The organism is Rhodoligotrophos appendicifer, assembly GCF_007474605.1.
GTDB classification, from domain to species: Bacteria; Pseudomonadota; Alphaproteobacteria; order Rhizobiales; family Im1; genus Rhodoligotrophos; species Rhodoligotrophos appendicifer.
Genome location: NZ_VHKL01000002.1, coordinates 145,811 through 162,316 on the forward strand (window position 1 = coordinate 145,811; position 16,506 = coordinate 162,316).

The window sequence follows — 16,506 nt, forward strand, 5'->3', positions numbered from 1 at the left end:
GTCAGATCTCCGTTTGCCCGCCGCGTCGGGCGGCATCCGTCAGAGCGCGGCGCGTCAGAACCCGCGCCAGACGCTGGCGATAAGCACCGCTGGCCATGGCATCGGTGGAGAAGTCCACGCCGTCGAGGCTTGCAGCGGCGGCCTCAAAAAGCTCCGGCCGGGGTGCCTCCCCGGCGAGCATGACCTCGGCAGAAGCGAGCCGGACCGGCGCCATGCCGACACCAAAGAGCGAAATGGCCGCGCGCGCGATCTTGCCGTCGGACAGCTCCATCAAGGCCGCGACGCCGACAACGGCGAAGTCGCCATGGCGCTGGGCAAATTCATGGAAGCCCCAGCCATGATGCTCGGCCGGCAGCCGGAAGGTCACGGAGGTGATCATCTCCTGCGGCTCGATCGAGGGCGTCATATAGGCGATGGGGTAGTCGGCAATGGCGATCTCGCGCGCTGCAGAGCGCGATTTGACCTCCACCACGGCATCGTGGAGCACGGCCAAGGCCAAGAGCTCGGCTGACGGGTCCATGTGCCCGAGGCTGCCGCCGATGGTGCCGCGGTTGCGGGTCTGAAGATGGCCGACATGATCCAGGGCTGCGGCGAAGATTGGCGCGCGCCGTGCCACGGACGTGTCAGATTTGAGCGTCTTCTGGCGGGTCATGGCGCCGATGCGCAAGGCATTGCCGACGAGCGAGATGCCGGCGAGATCCGCCACGCGGTTCAGATCGATCAGGTGATCGACGATGGCATAGCGCATGTTCAGCATGGCCACGAGGGATTGGCCGCCGGCGAGAAACTTCGCGTTCTCCAAGCTGGCGGCGAGATCGAGCGCCTCGGCTGCGGTTCCGGGGCGATGGTACTCGAAGGCTGCGGCTTTCATCGTGAGGAGCTGCCGAAGAGGCGCTTCTTAAGGGCAAGCCAGAGCAGCCGAAGAAGCGAAGGCGGCCGACTGACCGGCGGCCGGCTGGCAGCCGGTCTGCTGACAGGCCCCGGGCCCGCCAATTCCGGCGACGGGGTGGTGCCGTCCATGGCCGCGGCTGGCTCGGCAGGCGTCGACTGCTCCGATGTGCGGTCCTGCTCGAGCTGGGTCTGAAGATTGCGGGCAAAGTCGTCGATCATCACCTGGGCCGTCGCCTCGATCATGCCGCCGCCTCGGGCATATTGGGCGATGGACCCGGCAAGCTGCAGATCGGTGTCGATGAGCACGCGCGATCCGGCGCCCTCGGGGACGATGTGGAATTCGACATTCGCACGAGCGGTGCCGCGGGCGCGCTGTTCATTGCCTGTGGCGCGGGCCTTGACGCGCATGGCCGTGGCGTCGCGCTCCTCGTAGACCGCCGTGCCCTTGAACGAGAGCGAGACGGGGCCCAACCGCAGGGCCACGGTGCCGACGAAGCTGCCATCGTCGCGCGCTTCGAGCAATTCAGCTCCAGGAAAGCAGGGCGCGACCCTTTCGACCTGATTGAGCAACTGCCAAGTGTCCGCAGGCGCAAGCGGAACCGCAAATTCGTTATGAAGTTTCATATCCACCCTAAACGTGTGGCGTATCCATTCTTTTCAGATTGTCATACCATCATGCAGTATGGCAGTCCAGATGCGGATGTTGGTCATGCCCAGTTGCGGAGGCGTTGACTACGATCACACTGTCTGACAATTTGGGGGCAGAATAAGAGAACCGTGCCTGCGGTCTTTGGGAAGGGTTAAGCTGCCACGTGACGAAAGTGTCCTACCTTCGGGCGAGCCACGGCTTTCGCTCGCCCGCACCGACGCCGGAAACGCTTCTGCAAAGCCACCTGGCCCGTATCGACGAGCGGGAGCCGACGGTGCATGCCTTCACCGCGCTCAACCGGGATTCAGCCCGGCGAGAGGCAAAGGCCTCCGCACAGCGTTGGCTCGAGGGGGCGCCGCTGTCGCCCATCGACGGCATGGCGATCGGGATCAAGGATATCATCGAGACCGCCGACATGCCCACCGGGCAGGGCTCGCCGATGTGGGCCGGCTTTGCCACCGGCCGGGACTCGGCCTCCGTGCAAGCGCTGCGGGAAGCCGGTGCGATCATTCTGGGCAAGACCGCGACGACGGAGTTCGCCTCCACCGAGCAGTATTCAACCACCACCAATCCTCATGACGAGGAGCGGACGCCGGGAGGATCCAGCAGCGGATCGGCCGCGGCCGTCGGCAGCGGCATGGTTCCGGTCGCCCTGGGCAGCCAGGTGGTGGGCTCGACCTTGCGGCCGGCAAGTTACTGCGGCTGCGTCGGCTACAAGCCGAGCTATGGCGCGCTCAATCGGGGCGGCTCCTTCGACACTCTGAGCCAGAGCTGCGTCGGCCTCATCGGTGCCGAACTGGAAGATGTCTGGGCCGTGGCTCGCGCCATCGCCGACCGGGTCGGCGGAGATCCGGGACAGGCCGCGCTCGAGGGACCGGCCGCGTTGCCGGCGCCCAAGGCGCCGCAGCGGCTGGCCGTGCTGGAGACGGATGGATGGCGGCACGCCTCAAAGGGCGCCCTGGCGGCGTTCGAGGCAGAACTCGACCGGCTGAGAGCGGCGGGCGTGGAGATCGTCGGGCGCTCGCAGAATGCCGGCATGGCAGCGCTGGAAGAAGCCTTGGACGGGGCCCTCGCCCTGACGTGGCGGATCATGTCATGGGAGTTCCGGTGGCCTCTCGGCGCCTATGTCAAGACCCATCCGAACTTGGTGAGCGCCGCCATGCAGGGGCGCCTCGCCGATGCCGAAAAGATGACCCCGGCCGATTACAATGCTGCGCTGGCGGCCCGTCAAAGGGTGCGAGACATCTTCGCCCAGCAGATGGAGCATCTCGACGGCATGATCGCACTCTCGGCAACGGGTGCCGCGCCTGTCGGGCTGTCTTACACCGGCGATCCTCGAATGAATGTTCCCGCCTCCCTTCTCGGTGTGCCGGCGGTCTCGCTTCCCGTTCTGGCGGACGAAGGACTGCCGCTGGGCGTGCAGTTGATCCGATCGGCGGGAGACGATGCCGGGCTCATGGAGCTTGCAGCCTGGCGGTGGACAATGGAGAATCCTCACTCCGGTTCCGACGTGGCCAGCAGGGGAGCATAGGGTGCAGGCCTTCAAGCGAGCGCTCGACGGCATCAAGTTTGCCATTGGCCTCCTGCTCCTGGCAGGGGTGATCCTCAACTTCGTCAATGTCTTCCTGCGATATGTCTGGGGACGGCCGTTCTCCTGGACCGAGGAGGTCATGGGCTTCGGCCTGCTCTTCATCGTCATGGCAGGTTTGATCGTGGCGACCGCATTGGATGAAAACCTGAAGATCGATGTTCTCGTGCAGGCGGTTTCACGCCCGGTGCAGAAGGCGTTGAGGCTGTTCGCCCATGCGGTCTGGATCGGCGTCAGCATCTATCTGGCCATGCAATCCTATACGGTCATGTCGCTCATGCTCAGGCTCGGGCAAAAGAGCATGGCGGCGCGCATCCCCACATGGATCCCGCACAGTTTCCTCTTCGGCGCCTTCGTCTTGTCGGCGCTCGCTGCGATCTATGCGATGGTGCGCGAGATCAAGGCACGCCCCGAAGAACCGGGGGTGCATCTGCCGGGCGGTGTCGGCCCCATCGTCGAGGATAGCGGCAAGTCATGACCTGGACCCTCGTCGTCCTTCCCTTTGCCGCTCTGCTGCTGGGACTTCCAGTGTTCCTGGCGCTGATTATCAGCGTCCTGGCGACCATCGCGTTCTTCATGAACATGCCCGGAACGATGCTCCATCAGACCATCTTCGGGAGCATCTCAAGCAATACGCTGCTGGCCATCCCGTTCTTCATCTTCGCCGGCGAGTTGATGGGGCGCGGAGGCATCTCCCGGCGCATCATCGACTGGGTGTTGTCGCTGGTGGGGCGCACACCCGGCGCGGTGGGTCTGGTGGCGGTGGGCACGAGCAGCATCTATGGCGCGATCTCGGGATCCAGTCCCGCCACGGTCGCCTCGGTTGGGCGGCAGATCTATCCCGACATGATCCGCAATGGCTATGGGGTCCCCTTCTCCCTGGGGCTCATCAATGCCGGCGGTGCGATCTCGATCGTCATTCCGCCGAGCATCAATTTCATCCTCTACGGGGCGGTGGCAGAGCAGTCGATCGTGCAACTGTTCACGGCCGGCATTCTCCCGGGCCTGCTGCTCAGCGTCTCCTTGGCCCTGGCGGTGATCGGCTACGCCATGCACAAGAACATCCGGGAAGGGACGGCGTTCTCCTTCAGCAATGTGATCCATTGCACGCGGCGCGCCTTCTGGTCGCTGCTGACGCCGATCATCGTGCTTGGGTCGATCTATGGGGGCATCGTTTCGCCGACGGAGGCGGGCGGCATTGCCTGCGTCTATGCGCTGGTCGTGACGGTGCTGATCCACCGGGACCTCAATCTTCGCGAGGTTCTGGACATCGCAGGCAACTCAGCCCTGCTGACGGCGCAGATCATGATCATCGTCGCGGCGGCCGCGGTGTTCTCCTGGATCCTCACGGTCACCGGATTCCAGGCGAGCCTGGCCGGGTTCGTCACGCATATGGAGCTGAGCCCGTGGATGTATCTGCTGGCGGTCAACATCCTGCTGCTGATCATCGGCTGCTTCATCGATCCCACCTCGGCGGTGCTGACCCTGACGCCGCTGCTGTTGCCGATCGCCATGCATCTGGGGATCAACCCCATTCATTTCGGCGTGATCATGACGGTCAATCTCAGCATCGGCATGTATACGCCGCCCTTCGGTCTCAACCTGTTCGTCACGCAGGCGGTGCTCAACGCCCGGACGATCGACATTTACCGGGGCGTTGCACCCTTCGTGGTTCTTCAGGTGCTCACGCTGCTCGTGATCACCTATGTGCCCTGGTTCTCCACGGCTCTACTCAACTAACGTCAGCGTCAGACACCATCGCAAACGTAACAAAAGGGAGAACGCGATGACATCCACAGGCAGGTTCAGACGGCAATTCTTAGGCATCATGGGGGCCGCGGCACTCACCATGACGTGGGTCGCCCCAGGATTGGCGGCAGATTTCACGATGAAATTCTCCACGCCGACCATCAACGACCTCCAGCATGAATGGATGAAGCGGTACAAGGAAGAGCTGGAGAAGCGCTCAGGCGGTCGCATCGAGGTCCAGCTCTACCCGGCAAGCCAGCTGGGGCCGGTGAACACCGTCCTCGAAGGGATGCAGCTCGGAACGATCGAGGGCACCATCAATCCCTCAGAATTCTATGTGGGCGTCGATCCGCGATTCCAGGTGCCAGCGGTGCCGGGACTCTTCGATTCGATGGAAGATGCGCGCAAGAAGCTGAACGATCCCAAGGCGCGCGAGAATCTGCTTAATCTCGGCGCCGACAAGGGCATCATCGGAATCAGCCTTCTGGTCTATGGACCTCAGGTCATCGCCACGCGCAAGGATGTAAAGACGCTGGCCGATCTTGCGGGCCAGCGGCTCCGGGTTCTCGCCTCGGAGACCGAAACGGGCACGATCACCGCGTTGGGCGCCTCCGCCGTGCCGATGCCGCTCAATGAAGTCTCCGCAGCGCTGCAACAGGGCGTGATCGACGGTGTCAGCTCGGTCTTGGACGTTTTCGTCTCGCTGCGCACCAACGAGGTAGCGCCTCATCTCCTGCGGACCGAACTCTGGTACCTGAACACCATCGCTTCGGTGAGCAAGGCTTGGCTCGACAGCCTGCCCGAGGACCTGCAGAAAATGGTCATCGAGACGGGCAAGGATCTCGAACAGCCCATGTTCGAGCGTCAGCTGGAGCGCGACAAGGCGAACCGTGAGACTTGGGCCGCCAAGGGTGGCACTTCGGTCGAGCTGCAGGGTGCGGATGAGGAAAAGGCGCAGGCGGCAGCGGCCGGCGTCGCCAAGGCATTCCTCGATGCCCATCCCGAAATGAAGGAAACCTACGACCTGATCAAGAATGGCGGTTCCAACTAGCCATTTCGAGATCGTCCAAAAGGCTCATCGGCGGTTTCGCCGGTGGGCCTTAGTGTGCCCTAGTGGGCCGGTGCCGCGAAGTCCTGCATGATGTTGCTCTGGGCCACGCGCACGGTCTTCATGGCCGCCGGGGTGTTGCGGCTGCGGCCCACGAAGCGTGGAACTCCGGCCGTGACGACGGCGGCCACGGCCGGTATGTCGCCGTTGCGGATGGCGCTCAGGGCGTCCATTTGCGACCCGCCGGCGCAGGCATCCAGAATGATCACGTCCGCGTCGCGGCCCGGGGCCAGGATGCCGCTGTTCAAACGGTAGACACGCGCATTGTTGCCCGTGGCCGCCGCGATGGCGAGCTCCGGATCCATTCCGCCGAGCGAACAGAGATGGGTGATGGTGTAAAGCACGCCCAAGGGCATGATGCCGCTGCCCGTCGGGGTGTCGGTGGCAATCAGCAGGCGCTCCAGCTGGCCGGCACCGGACAAGAGGTCAGCGGTGAGCAGCGTCGTGCGCAGATTGCCGGCGGTGCAGACCTGAAGAGCGATCTCCGACTGGTCGACGAGGCGAGGGAAATCCTCGTCCGGCATGGCGACAGGGCCGCCATTGACGTGGAAGGACACGTGGGGATCGGCGGCGAGGACGTGGCTTCCCCAGATGCCGGAGGAGCCCGGGATCGAAGAGCCCCCCGTGTGCATGGTGGTGATCATGCCGTGGCTTTTGGCCATGGCCACCATGGGCGCATATTCCATGGGGTCGGCAAAGGCGCCGAAGCCAGCCTTGGCCAGCCACACGCCGCGCGCGGCGAGTTCGCTGAAGTCCTTGTCCTCGAGACCCGGCTCCAGGATCACGGAGCCGGCGTGGACGCGCATGCCGCCGGGACGGAACTGTTCAAAGGATTTGAGGGCGGCGACGGCGAGCGCCTTCACGCCCTCGGGATCCTTGGGGCGACCGGGCGTATGCACCTCGGAGGCCGAGATGGCGGTGGTGATGCCGCCATGGGTGTAGCTTTCGAGATAGCCGACCGTGCGCTGGCGCGGGGTGTAGTCACCGAAAGTGATGTGCACATGGCTGTCGATCAGCCCCGGTGCAGCGATGGCGCCGCCGCCGTCGATGACGACGTCGCAACCGCGCAGGGCCGCATCGGAAACGCTGCCGATTTCGACAATCAGGCCGCCATCCATGAGAATGGCGTCACCCGCTACGGTCGGCGCGGCGAGATCGCCAGAGATGATGCCGCCGAGATTAACGATGGCCGTACGCATGGAAGCCTCCCCGGGATGCTCAGCGCCGCGCCGCCACCTCTTCGTGGGTCAGACCACCGACCCGGGCATTGAGACGGCCGCCACTGGCCATGCAGAAGATGACCGCAACTTCGTCGGGAAGGGGCGTGTCGGGCATCGTGAGGGACATGCCATCATAATGCGACCGCACATAGACGTCGTCCTTGTGGTTCATGGGGATGTCGATGGGTGCCCCGGGCCCGGCGACCTTGGTCATGGACGAGATCCATGCCTTGCCCCCGCCGAGCGACGAACGGAACGGCTCGGCAAACGCCGTCGTGAGCAATGCGTTCGCATGTTCCTGTTCACCGCCGATGCCGACGATCCCACCCTTGCCGTAGCTTTGGACGGGAACGTCACCCATGGCGGCAAGGGCACGCTGCGCCATGGTCGTGGCGAGAGCAGCACTCGCCTCGATCAGGGGGGAAAGATCGGCGACATATGTGCCGACGAAAGGATTCTCCACAACCGCGACGACGGCGATCTTGCGCAACGGCCGGTCGGATGCGCGGCCGAAATCCTCGGATCGATCCTCGATGAAGGTGAACTGGCGGCGGATTTTGAGCTGCATGGATCGTCTCCCGCGCTGGCAGAAACTTGACAGGGCAACGTCTTTCGTTAGACTTTGTCAGACAATCTGTCAATTCTGGAAACAAGCCAATACCATGGTCGCAACCTCGCCCAAGGGCCAAGCCATTCTCTTCTCCGAGATGACACCGGACGCCTCCTTCGAGGCCAAGTTCAACCGCTGGTATGATGAGGAGCACATCCCGCTGCGCATGGGATGTTCGGGCTTCGCCAGCGCCCAGCGGTACAAAGCGCGCGACGACGGGAGCTATCTGGCCGTCTATGAGATGGAGGATCTCGGCGTGCTCGGCCGCGACGACTATGCGGCCGTCAAAAACGAGCCTTCGGACGAGACCAAGTGGATGCTGGCAAATGTGACCGGCTTCACCCGCTATCTGGCGGCAGAGACAAGCTGCTTCACCCAGGAGGGGACCGATCCCAAGACGGCGCTCGATGCCCCCGTCATCCACTCCGTCTGGTTCAACGTTCCGGATTCGGAGCGCGCGGAGTTCGACGACTGGTATGAGAGCGAGCATATTCCGCTGCTCATGAAGTCTCCGGACTGGCTGATGGTGCGACGCCTGAGCGTGTCCGAAGGCACGCCGGATCCCTTCACGCATCTGTCGATCCACTATCTCGCCCGGGAGGAAGCCCTGAACTCGCCGGAGCGGCAGGCGGCACGGACCACGGCGTGGAGGGACCGACTTGCCGCGAGGGACTGGTTCAAGGCGCGGTATGCCGTCTTCCGCTGGCTCGGCGAGCGACAGCATGGCCGAGGCTGAGGGCCGAGTTCCTCTGGACCTGCTGGTTCGGCCGAGCACCGTCCAGGGCCAAGCCGTCGAAAAACTGCGCCAGGCGATCATCGCCGGCGTGTTCAAGCCGGGGGACCGGCTGGTGGAGGCCCGGCTGTGCAAGATGCTGGGCGTGAGCCGACCCTCGGTGCGGGAAGCGCTGCGCAGCCTGGAGGCGCAGCACCTCATCGCCATCGTGCCCAATCGCGGAACCCAGATCCCGTTCATTTCCTGGCAGGAGGCCCGCGACATCTATCATGTCCGCGCGCTGCTCGAAGGGGATGCGGCGGCACTGTGCGCCACGCGTGCGTCGGCTGAGGACGTGGCGGCCATGCGGTCCGCCCTGGATGACTTCGCAGTGGCTGTGCAGAAGGGCGATCGGGCCGGGCTTCTCAAGGACACTGCGCGCTTCTACGCGGTGATCCTGCGAAGCTGCGGGAATGCCGTGATCGCAGACATGCTGGTGGGATTGCTGGCGCGCATCAGCTTCCTCCGGGATCGTTCGATGTCGCGGACCGGCCGATCGGCCCTGAGCCTCGCCGAGATGCGGGCGATTTGCGACGCGATCGAAAGCGGAGACGAGGCCGCGGCCCGGGCTGCAGCCATCCTGCATGTCCAGATGGCCTCCGAGGCCGCCCGGGAGACTTATGAGGATGATGCCGCGACCCCCGCCATGTCGACGCCCCGCCGTTCCGGCACATAGCCGGTGACGAGCCCATGATGCGTGACGACAATCGCCGCGGAATTGTTCTGATGATCGTGGCGATGATCGGCTTCATCGGTAACGACACGCTGATGAAGCTCGCCAGCGAGGACATGCCCGTGGGGCAAGCTATGTTCCTGCGGGGGCTTTCGCTGATCCCGGTGCTCATGATCGCGGCCTGGAAGAACAGCGCCTTTCAGGGCTTCAAGGTTGCTTTTCACCCCGCGCTCGTGCTGCGTACGCTCGGCGATGCCGTGTCCGCGATGCTGTATATCAGCGCTCTCGCCAGGCTGCCGATCGCCAATGCCACCGCCATCTTGCAACTCGTGCCCCTGCTGTCGACGGCCGGAGCCGCCCTTGCCTTGGGAGAGAAGGTGGGCTTGCGGCGCTGGTCCGCCGTGGTGATCGGGTTCGCCGCCGTGTTGCTGATCATCAGGCCGGGGCTGGACGGCTTCAACGTCTGGTCGCTCGTCGCCCTGCTCGCGGCCTTGTTCGTTACGGTGCGGGATCTGTCATCGCGACGGCTGCCGCCGGGGACATCGTCGATCTTCGTTTCGCTGATCGCGGCGGTCAGCGTCACTCTCTTGGCCGGGGCCTTGGGCAGTTTCGAGACGTGGCATCCGATCACAGCCCGCGGCGCGGCCTATGCGCTGGCCGCGGGCTTCATTATCGCAGGTGCCTATTTCACCATCGTGAGTGCGGCGCGGGTCGGCGAGGTCTCCGTGGTGGCACCGTTCCGCTACACGATCATCCTCTGGGCGATCCTCATTCAGGTGGTCGTTTTCCACACGGTCCCCGACGCTGCCACCTTTATCGGTGCCGCGGCCCTGGTGGCGGTCGGCACCTATTCGTTCCTGCGCGAGAAACGGGTCGCACCCTAGGGGACGCGGTCAAGCGCCGAGCTGAAGAGGTGTCAAATGTCCTTGTCGCCGCCCGACCAATCCACGGGTCCGTCGACATAGCGGAGGCCGCGATCGGAGAGCTTCGAGCGAAGGTTCAAGACATCCAATGTCACCTCGCCCTTGTTGAGGCGTGCACGAGTGGAGACCTCATCCTGCTCGCGGCGACGGGCAGCTTCCAGGACGCGGGCCCCCTGGAGACGCGGGATCACCACCACGCCATCATCATCGGCGACAATGATGTCGCCAGGGACGACGTAAGCACCGCCGCAGGTCACGGGAACATTGGCGCTGACCACGGTTTCCTTGACGGTGCCCTGGGCGGAGACACATCGCGACCAGACCGGAAACTGCATCTCGCGGATCTCGGCGACATCGCGGATGCCGGCGTCGAGCACCATGGCCACGGCGCCGCGGGCCTTGGCGGCGGTCACGAGGAGATCGCCGATATAGCCGTCGGTCGAAGGCGAGAGGGTCGCCACGACGAGGATATCGCCGGGGTGCAGCAGCTCAAGGGCCACGTGAAGCATGAAATTGTCGCCGGGCGCGCACAGAGCGGTCACGGCAGAACCGGCGATCCTGGCTCCCTGCTGGCGGGGGCCGATGCCGGTATGCATCAGACCCATCCGGCCAAGCGCCTCATGGGCTGTGGACACGCCCACTTTGGCGAGACCCTCAATGATCTCTGCGGATGCGCGTTCAATGTTTCTAACGGCGATACGGTTCATGCCAGCTCCTCTACCACGGCGGGAAAGACACGCTGATAGGCCTCAGCATGGGTGATCGTTATGCCTGAGTTCGCGTTCATCGTCGCCTGCAGGCCGCGCTGCAGAGCGACGCGAGTGTAATATTCCCACAGGAACTCCTGGGCCTGCATGCATTCGAAGGCTCGGCGCTTGATATCCCAGACTTCATCGATGTTCAGGAAGACCTGGGGCTTCCAGTTGCACTGCTCGGTCTGATGCGGCTCAAAAAGGAAGAGGGGCGGGGCGGCGACGACGGGCGCGCCCGGATTGTGACCATGGGCCTGGGCGATGATGCGGGCTTCGTGCGTGAAGTTCTTCGCCAGAGGGTGATCGTAATTGTAGGGATCCTCCGCGGAATGGCCGAGAATGAAGGCCGGCCTCAGGTCCCTGATAATATCCGCGAGACGGAAGAGATCCTCGTCAGCGACCCGCAGCGGATAGTCGCCGAGATCGAACATGATGAGTTCGGCGCCGAGGATCTCGGCTGCGCGCTCGGCCTCCTTGCGGCGGGCCGACTTGACCTGATCCAAGGTCGCTCCCGGCTGGCGCCAGAGCCTGGCACTCTCACCGCGCTCGCCGAAGGACAGGCAAACCACCACCATGCGGTAACCCCGCTTGGCGTGGAGGGCGACCGCGCCACCGGCTCGCCAGACAAAATCGGCCGCATGAGCGCTGACCACGAGACCTGTGGGCATGAGTTATCCTCCGTTGAAGCAGAAACTCCCCACCCTTACGACGGCGTCCCGGCGGCACGCTTCGCACGAGCACGCAACGAGGAGACGACAGACCAAAGGATGGCGAGGGCCGATATGGCCAGAAATGTCGCGCTGACCGGCCGCGTCAGGAACACCATCAGGTCGCCGTCGGTCAGAAGCAGGGACCGGCGGAAATTCTCCTCAAGCAAGGGCCCGAGGATATAGCCGAGGAGCATCGGTGCCGCCTCGAAACCGATCTGGATCAGCAGATAGCCAGCCAGCCCCAGAACGGCCACCGAGAGGACGTCGACGTAAGAGTAGGAAATGGAATAGACGCCGACCCCGATCAGCACCACCACGGTGGGAAAGAGATAGCGATAGGGGATCTTCAGAATGCGAACCCAGATGCCGACGAGCGGGATGTTGAGCACGAGCAGGATGAGGTTGCCGATGAAGAAGCTGCCAACGAGTCCCCAGAACAACTCAGGATTTTCCGTGACGACCCGGGGGCCGGGCTGGACGCCATGGATCAGCAAGGCTCCCAGCATCAATGCCATGACCGCATCCCCCGGGATGCCCAGGGTCAAAGTGGGGATGAACGCGGCCTGAGAGGTGGCGTTGTTCGCGCTTTCCGGACCGGTGATGCCCTCGATGGCGCCGTGGCCAAATTGTTCCGGGGTCCGCGAGATGCGCTTTTCCAAAGCATAGGACATGAAGGAGGCCATGGAGCCGCCGCCGGCACCCGGAAGAATGCCGACCCCGGTGCCCACGCCGGCGCCGCGAAGGATCGGCGCGATGCTTCGCCGGACGTCCTCGCGGGTGGGTATGAGTGAGCGCAGCGTTATGTTCTCCGAACGCAGGGTGTGCCCACTCCGGCGGCCCGCGCTATTGATGACTTCCGACAGCCCGAAGAGCGCCATGGCGAGGGCCACGATGCTGACGCCGTCGAAAAGCTGCGGAATATCGAATGTGAACCGCAGGGTACCGGTGTTCACGTCGGTGCCGACGAGGCCAAGAACGAGGCCGATCACCACGGACGCGACCCCAATCAGGGGATTGCCCTGGACGAGAGTGGCGGTGGCCACGAGCCCCAAGACCATCATGGCAAAATAGTCCGCCGAGCCGAAGGTCAAGGCGACCCGGGCGAGGGGCGGTGCCAAGAGGATCAGAACAATCACGGCGAGAATGCTGCCGACGAAGGAAGCAACGGCGGTCATGAACAGAGCAATGCCGGCGCGGCCCTGGCGGGTCATGGGATAGCCGTCGAGGCAGGTCACGGCGGTCGAGGCGGTGCCGGGAAGGTTCAGAAGGATCGAAGCTACTGAACCCCCATATTGGGCGCCATAGTAGATGCCGGCCAACATGACGAGGGCAGCCGTGGTCGGGACGTGAAACGTCAATGGCATGAGCATGGTGATGGCGGCGAGATGCCCGATTCCGGGGAGCACGCCGACGATCATGCCCAGGGTCACGCCAAGAAGGCAGTACCAAAGATTCTCAGCGACCAGCGCGGTCGAGAGCGCCAATTCCATGTTGTGGAGGAAATCGGTCATGGCCGCCACATTACCGGAGTGAGAGGGATCTGGAGGATCAACACGAAGACGATGTAGGTCAGTACCATCAGGCCGATCGTCAGAAACAGAATGCTGCGCTTCGACATATCGGGGTCGGCCAGGCTCGAGATGGCGGTGGCAAGAGCCACAGCGGGCAAGAGGCCGAAGCGGTTGATGGTGAGCGCGAAGACGATCACGGCCCCCGGTATGGTCAGATAAGACCGGAGGTTGATGACGGGTCCCGCTTCCTTGCGAATGCGGAGCCCCTGGATTGCCAGGCCAATCCCCGACGCCACCAGGATGAGCCCCAGAACAGCGGGAAAGAAGCCGGCACCGACATGGCTCAGATTGCCGATGGAATAGTCATATCCACGCCAAGCCACGAAAGCCCCGAGCATCATGCAGACGAGGCCCGCGAGAAGCGTCTTCCTGGGCAGTGTCAGCATCACTTCCCCCTCCCAAAGCGGACGCGCGCCCTGAGGCGCGCGCACGGGTTCAGTTTGCTGTGATCTTCGCTTTGGTGACGATCTCGCCGAACTGCTTGCGCTCGTTCTCCAGCCGCTTGGCGAACTCCGCCGACGAGCCCTGGATCACCGAGGCCCCACCAGCGGCGAACTGCTTCTGGATTTCGGGCTTGGCGAGGACCGTAGCGATATCCGCCTGGATCTTCTGAACGATGGCGTCCGGGGTGCCCGCAGGAGCAAAAAGACCGGCCCACTGCGTGGTTGCGACGTTCGGTACACCGCTTTCAGCCAGGGTGGGCAGGTCTTTCGCCGCTTCGACACGCTCGGCACCGGTGACCGCAAGCAGCTTCACGTTGCCTGCTTCCACATAGGGACGGATCGAGGAGTAAGCGAGAATGCCGATGGGGACTTCGCCCCCTGCCAATGCGGTTGCCGCCGGCGCGCCGCCGCGATAGCCGATATGGCGCAGCTTCAGGTCCGCTTCCAGCGCAATCCACTCGCCGGTCAGGTGATTGAGGGTGCCATTGGCGGGCGAGGCATAGTTCAGCTGCTCCGTCTTCGCCTTGGCAATCAGATCCGCCATGGAATTGATGCCGGATTTCGTATTCACGGCGACCACGATCGGGGTGTCGCTCATGAGCGTGATGGGGATGAAATCCTTCGCCATGTCGTAAGGGGTGCTGGCGAAGATCAGCTGATTGATCACGCTGACGCCCGCCTCGGCGGCGAGAAGGGTGTATCCATCCGGCGCGGCGCGCGCCGCAGCGGTTGCGGCGATGAAGCCGCTGCCACCGGAGCGGTTCTCAACAATCACCTGTTTGCCCCAAAGCTGGGCCAGTCCCTCACCCACGATACGAGCCGCAATGTCGACGATGCCGCCCGGTGCAAAGGGCACGAGGATCGTGACGTTCTTGTCCGGATAGGCCTGCTGTGCAGACGATCCACTCACGGTCGCCAACAGGGCGACGAAGGCCAGTGCAGCTAATTTTCTCATTATCCCTCCACTCCTTTTGATTTTTGTCTGGTTAAACTCGTCCGCTGGTCTTCTGGTCGTTCGATCATTCTCCTCGCGACAAGGGCGTGCTGGCGTAGCCCGCCGCCACATGAACATCGATGAAATAAGGCTTGCCCGACTGCACATGCTTGATGCCGCGCAGAATGGCGGCCTCCATTCCAGCATGGTCGCTCACCGGGCCTTCCGCCGCAACCCCTTGAGCGCGGGCAATCGCGGCGAGATCCACGACGGGGTCATCGATCCGCTGGCCGATCCATCGATTTTCCACAGGGCGGCGGCGGATCTTGGCCACCGCCTCCTGATGGAGCTCATCATTGAAGTTGGACCGGTTGTTGGAGACGATGAACAGGGCCGGAATGTCGTAATGGGCCGCCGTCCACAAGGCGCTGCAGCCCTGCATGAAATCGCCGTCACCGAGAACGGAGACGACAATGCGATCCTGATCCTGCAGGGCGAGCGCTGCGCCGACGGTCAGGCCGGGGCCCGCAGCCAGGCCGGCGCCGCCGTCATGGCCGAGAAAGTCCAAGGGTCCACGGAAGGCAAAGACGTCGCCCGCCCAACCGATGGTCACATGGGCGAGCGTGAGGGGATAATCCTCACGCAGTTTCGCCAAGGCGATCTCGACATCACGAGGGGCGATCTCCTCACCGGGACGTCCCGTGTAGTCCGGTATCGGCTTCGGTTCCGCTGTGCCTTTCGTTGCAGCTTTTGCCTCGCTCCGGGCCTCGAGAAATTCAAGGAGCTGGGCCACGACGCGGTCAGCATTGGCAAGAATGGGCAGGTCGACGGGGGCCAGTCCGAAATAGTCCATGCTCCAGCCACGGTGGATGTGGCTGTCGAGAGAGACATGGGCGATGGTTGCTTCAATGCGATCGGTTTTGCGCATGACCTGCTGAAAGAAGCCGTTCAGGTCGACCCAGTCGAGGCTCACGATCAGGTCGGCACCGCGCACGATCTCCTTGCCCTTCGGCGTCACCCAATTCGACGGCGTCACCGCATGAAGGGAATGGTCGGTGGGAAATACCGCACGCTCGCGGATCGAGGTCATCACCTGTGCATTGACGAGTTCCGCCAAGCGGACGCGGCGGTCCCAGTCGTCCTGGCGGCGGGAGCCGCGGCCAAAGAGCAGGAGAGGGGCCTTCGCAGACATCAGGAGGTCGGCAAGGCGCTCGATCGATGCCGAATCCGCACTCGGGGGCGGGGCTGAGGCATAGCGCTCGCGCGGCAATTCCACGGGCTTTTCGAGCTTCTGCTCCTGGAGGCCCGCATCGAGGCAGATATAGACGGGGGCGCGGGGCTCGGTGTGGGTGAGCTGAGAGCCGCGCAGGAACGCCTCGACGAGGGCTTCGGGCGAGCGGGGTTCATCGTCCCATTTGATATAGTCGCGCAGCAGCGCGCCCTGGTCCTTGGCGGTATGGATCCAGTCGATCCAAGGGCGCCGCAGGTCGGAGGCGACAGGGCCGGTGGCACCGACGATCATCATGGGCATGCGGTCGCAATAGGCATTGAAGATGCCCATGAGCCCGTGCATCAGTCCGACATTGCTGTGCAGGACGGCGCCCATTGCCCGGTCCGTCGCCTTGGCGTAGCCGTGGGCGATCGAGACGACGTGATCCTCATGCAGACAGAGCAGCATCTTCGGCGCTTCATTGCCGAGGTAATTGACGAGGCTGTCGTGAAGACCCCGATAGCTGGCGCCTGGATTGAGGGCGACATAGTCGATGCCGACATGGCGCAACATCGCAGCCGGAATATCGCTGCCCCATTCAATCTCCGCAGGCGCATTCGCGACGACGGGAACTTCATTCCGTTTCATCAACACTCCCTATGTTGCCGCAGACAGTCTGACCCTGTCCGTCATTTTCTTGTGA

The 16,506-nt window shown here is 63.7% G+C and carries 17 protein-coding genes; 7 read left to right on the forward strand and 10 right to left on the reverse strand.

The window, feature by feature from the left end; genetic code table 11:
- Position 1: 1 nt before the first annotated feature.
- On the reverse strand, positions 2-871 hold the full coding sequence (locus FKM97_RS04790) for an FAD binding domain-containing protein (RefSeq protein WP_143958032.1): 870 nt from the start codon (positions 869-871) through the stop codon (positions 2-4).
- Positions 868-1,515, reverse strand: a complete 648-nt coding sequence (locus FKM97_RS04795; RefSeq protein ID WP_143958033.1) for an SRPBCC family protein — start codon at positions 1,513-1,515, stop codon at positions 868-870. Before FKM97_RS04795 ends, FKM97_RS04790 begins: the two co-directional genes overlap by 4 nt.
- Positions 1,516-1,703: 188 nt before the next feature.
- Between FKM97_RS04795 and FKM97_RS04800 the strand changes: the two genes are divergently transcribed.
- From FKM97_RS04800 to FKM97_RS04815, 4 genes are read left to right on the forward strand one after another with little or no spacing between them, the layout of a single operon-like run.
- A complete protein-coding gene (locus tag FKM97_RS04800; protein WP_143958034.1) occupies positions 1,704-3,071 on the forward strand; it encodes an amidase in 1,368 nt (455 codons plus the stop codon).
- A 1-nt stretch (position 3,072) separates the two neighbouring features.
- Positions 3,073-3,606 carry a TRAP transporter small permease gene (locus tag FKM97_RS04805; protein WP_170240754.1) on the forward strand — a complete coding sequence of 178 codons (534 nt, stop codon included), beginning with the start codon at positions 3,073-3,075 and terminating at the stop codon, positions 3,604-3,606.
- Positions 3,603-4,868, forward strand: coding sequence for a TRAP transporter large permease (locus FKM97_RS04810; RefSeq protein WP_143958036.1), 1,266 nt, complete (start codon positions 3,603-3,605; stop codon positions 4,866-4,868). Before FKM97_RS04805 ends, FKM97_RS04810 begins: the two co-directional genes overlap by 4 nt.
- Positions 4,869-4,914: 46 nt before the next feature.
- Positions 4,915-5,928 (forward strand): TRAP transporter substrate-binding protein, encoded by a 1,014-nt coding sequence (locus tag FKM97_RS04815; RefSeq protein WP_170240755.1) that lies wholly within the window; start codon positions 4,915-4,917, stop codon positions 5,926-5,928.
- Between the two features lie 59 nt (positions 5,929-5,987).
- Here FKM97_RS04815 and FKM97_RS04820 read toward each other — a convergent pair whose 3' ends face one another.
- Both FKM97_RS04820 and FKM97_RS04825 read right to left on the reverse strand, forming a co-directional pair.
- Entirely contained in the window at positions 5,988-7,184 is a 1,197-nt protein-coding gene (locus FKM97_RS04820; RefSeq protein WP_143958038.1) for an amidohydrolase family protein, read from the reverse strand.
- A 19-nt stretch (positions 7,185-7,203) separates the two neighbouring features.
- A complete protein-coding gene (locus FKM97_RS04825) occupies positions 7,204-7,773 on the reverse strand; it encodes an amino acid synthesis family protein (protein WP_143958039.1) in 570 nt (189 codons plus the stop codon).
- Between the two features lie 94 nt (positions 7,774-7,867).
- Here FKM97_RS04825 and FKM97_RS04830 point away from each other — a divergent pair, with 94 nt between their 5' ends.
- The 3 genes from FKM97_RS04830 to FKM97_RS04840 are packed head-to-tail and all read left to right on the forward strand — an operon-like array spanning position 7,868 to position 10,144.
- Positions 7,868-8,551, forward strand: coding sequence for a DUF4286 family protein (locus FKM97_RS04830; RefSeq protein WP_143958040.1), 684 nt, complete (start codon positions 7,868-7,870; stop codon positions 8,549-8,551).
- Positions 8,538-9,263 (forward strand): GntR family transcriptional regulator, encoded by a 726-nt coding sequence (locus tag FKM97_RS04835; protein WP_143958041.1) that lies wholly within the window; start codon positions 8,538-8,540, stop codon positions 9,261-9,263. The genes FKM97_RS04830 and FKM97_RS04835 overlap by 14 nt, the downstream gene beginning before the upstream one ends.
- 14 nt (positions 9,264-9,277) lie before the next feature.
- On the forward strand, positions 9,278-10,144 hold the full coding sequence (locus FKM97_RS04840) for a DMT family transporter (RefSeq protein WP_143958042.1): 867 nt from the start codon (positions 9,278-9,280) through the stop codon (positions 10,142-10,144).
- Positions 10,145-10,176: 32 nt separating this feature from the next.
- Here FKM97_RS04840 and FKM97_RS04845 read toward each other — a convergent pair whose 3' ends face one another.
- From FKM97_RS04845 to FKM97_RS04870, 6 genes are all read right to left on the reverse strand, one after another.
- Positions 10,177-10,890 (reverse strand): 4-carboxy-4-hydroxy-2-oxoadipate aldolase/oxaloacetate decarboxylase, encoded by a 714-nt coding sequence (locus FKM97_RS04845; RefSeq protein WP_143958043.1) that lies wholly within the window; start codon positions 10,888-10,890, stop codon positions 10,177-10,179.
- A complete protein-coding gene (locus tag FKM97_RS04850) occupies positions 10,887-11,603 on the reverse strand; it encodes a PIG-L deacetylase family protein (protein WP_143958044.1) in 717 nt (238 codons plus the stop codon). The genes FKM97_RS04845 and FKM97_RS04850 overlap by 4 nt, the downstream gene beginning before the upstream one ends.
- A 35-nt stretch (positions 11,604-11,638) precedes the next feature.
- Positions 11,639-13,156: a tripartite tricarboxylate transporter permease gene (locus FKM97_RS04855; RefSeq protein ID WP_143958045.1), complete on the reverse strand. Its 1,518-nt coding sequence runs from the start codon at positions 13,154-13,156 to the stop codon at positions 11,639-11,641.
- Complete coding sequence (locus tag FKM97_RS04860; RefSeq protein WP_143958046.1) at positions 13,153-13,602, reverse strand: tripartite tricarboxylate transporter TctB family protein; 450 nt, start codon at positions 13,600-13,602, stop codon at positions 13,153-13,155. The genes FKM97_RS04855 and FKM97_RS04860 overlap by 4 nt, the downstream gene beginning before the upstream one ends.
- 49 nt (positions 13,603-13,651) lie before the next feature.
- Entirely contained in the window at positions 13,652-14,614 is a 963-nt protein-coding gene (locus tag FKM97_RS04865; RefSeq protein ID WP_170240756.1) for a Bug family tripartite tricarboxylate transporter substrate binding protein, read from the reverse strand.
- Positions 14,615-14,678: 64 nt separating this feature from the next.
- On the reverse strand, positions 14,679-16,451 hold the full coding sequence (locus FKM97_RS04870; RefSeq protein WP_143958048.1) for a thiamine pyrophosphate-binding protein: 1,773 nt from the start codon (positions 16,449-16,451) through the stop codon (positions 14,679-14,681).
- Between the last annotated feature and the right edge of the window lie 55 nt (positions 16,452-16,506).

Bases quoted from the DNA above. Each gene is read 5' to 3' on its own strand.
- FKM97_RS04795 (WP_143958033.1), bottom strand. From the start codon at position 1,515: ATGAAACTTCATAACGAATTTGCGGTTCCGCTTGCGCCTGCGGACACT.
- FKM97_RS04790 (WP_143958032.1), bottom strand. From the start codon at position 871: ATGAAAGCCGCAGCCTTCGAGTACCATCGCCCCGGAACCGCAGCCGAG.
- FKM97_RS04860 (WP_143958046.1), bottom strand. From the start codon at position 13,602: ATGCTGACACTGCCCAGGAAGACGCTTCTCGCGGGCCTCGTCTGCATG.
- FKM97_RS04820 (WP_143958038.1), bottom strand. From the start codon at position 7,184: ATGCGTACGGCCATCGTTAATCTCGGCGGCATCATCTCTGGCGATCTC.
- FKM97_RS04835 (WP_143958041.1), top strand. From the start codon at position 8,538: ATGGCCGAGGCTGAGGGCCGAGTTCCTCTGGACCTGCTGGTTCGGCCG.
- FKM97_RS04840 (WP_143958042.1), top strand. From the start codon at position 9,278: ATGATGCGTGACGACAATCGCCGCGGAATTGTTCTGATGATCGTGGCG.
- FKM97_RS04870 (WP_143958048.1), bottom strand. From the start codon at position 16,451: ATGAAACGGAATGAAGTTCCCGTCGTCGCGAATGCGCCTGCGGAGATT.
- FKM97_RS04810 (WP_143958036.1), top strand. From the start codon at position 3,603: ATGACCTGGACCCTCGTCGTCCTTCCCTTTGCCGCTCTGCTGCTGGGA.
- FKM97_RS04855 (WP_143958045.1), bottom strand. From the start codon at position 13,156: ATGACCGATTTCCTCCACAACATGGAATTGGCGCTCTCGACCGCGCTG.
- FKM97_RS04865 (WP_170240756.1), bottom strand. From the start codon at position 14,614: ATGAGAAAATTAGCTGCACTGGCCTTCGTCGCCCTGTTGGCGACCGTG.
- FKM97_RS04815 (WP_170240755.1), top strand. From the start codon at position 4,915: ATGACATCCACAGGCAGGTTCAGACGGCAATTCTTAGGCATCATGGGG.
- FKM97_RS04845 (WP_143958043.1), bottom strand. From the start codon at position 10,890: ATGAACCGTATCGCCGTTAGAAACATTGAACGCGCATCCGCAGAGATC.
- FKM97_RS04850 (WP_143958044.1), bottom strand. From the start codon at position 11,603: ATGCCCACAGGTCTCGTGGTCAGCGCTCATGCGGCCGATTTTGTCTGG.
- FKM97_RS04830 (WP_143958040.1), top strand. From the start codon at position 7,868: ATGGTCGCAACCTCGCCCAAGGGCCAAGCCATTCTCTTCTCCGAGATG.
- FKM97_RS04825 (WP_143958039.1), bottom strand. From the start codon at position 7,773: ATGCAGCTCAAAATCCGCCGCCAGTTCACCTTCATCGAGGATCGATCC.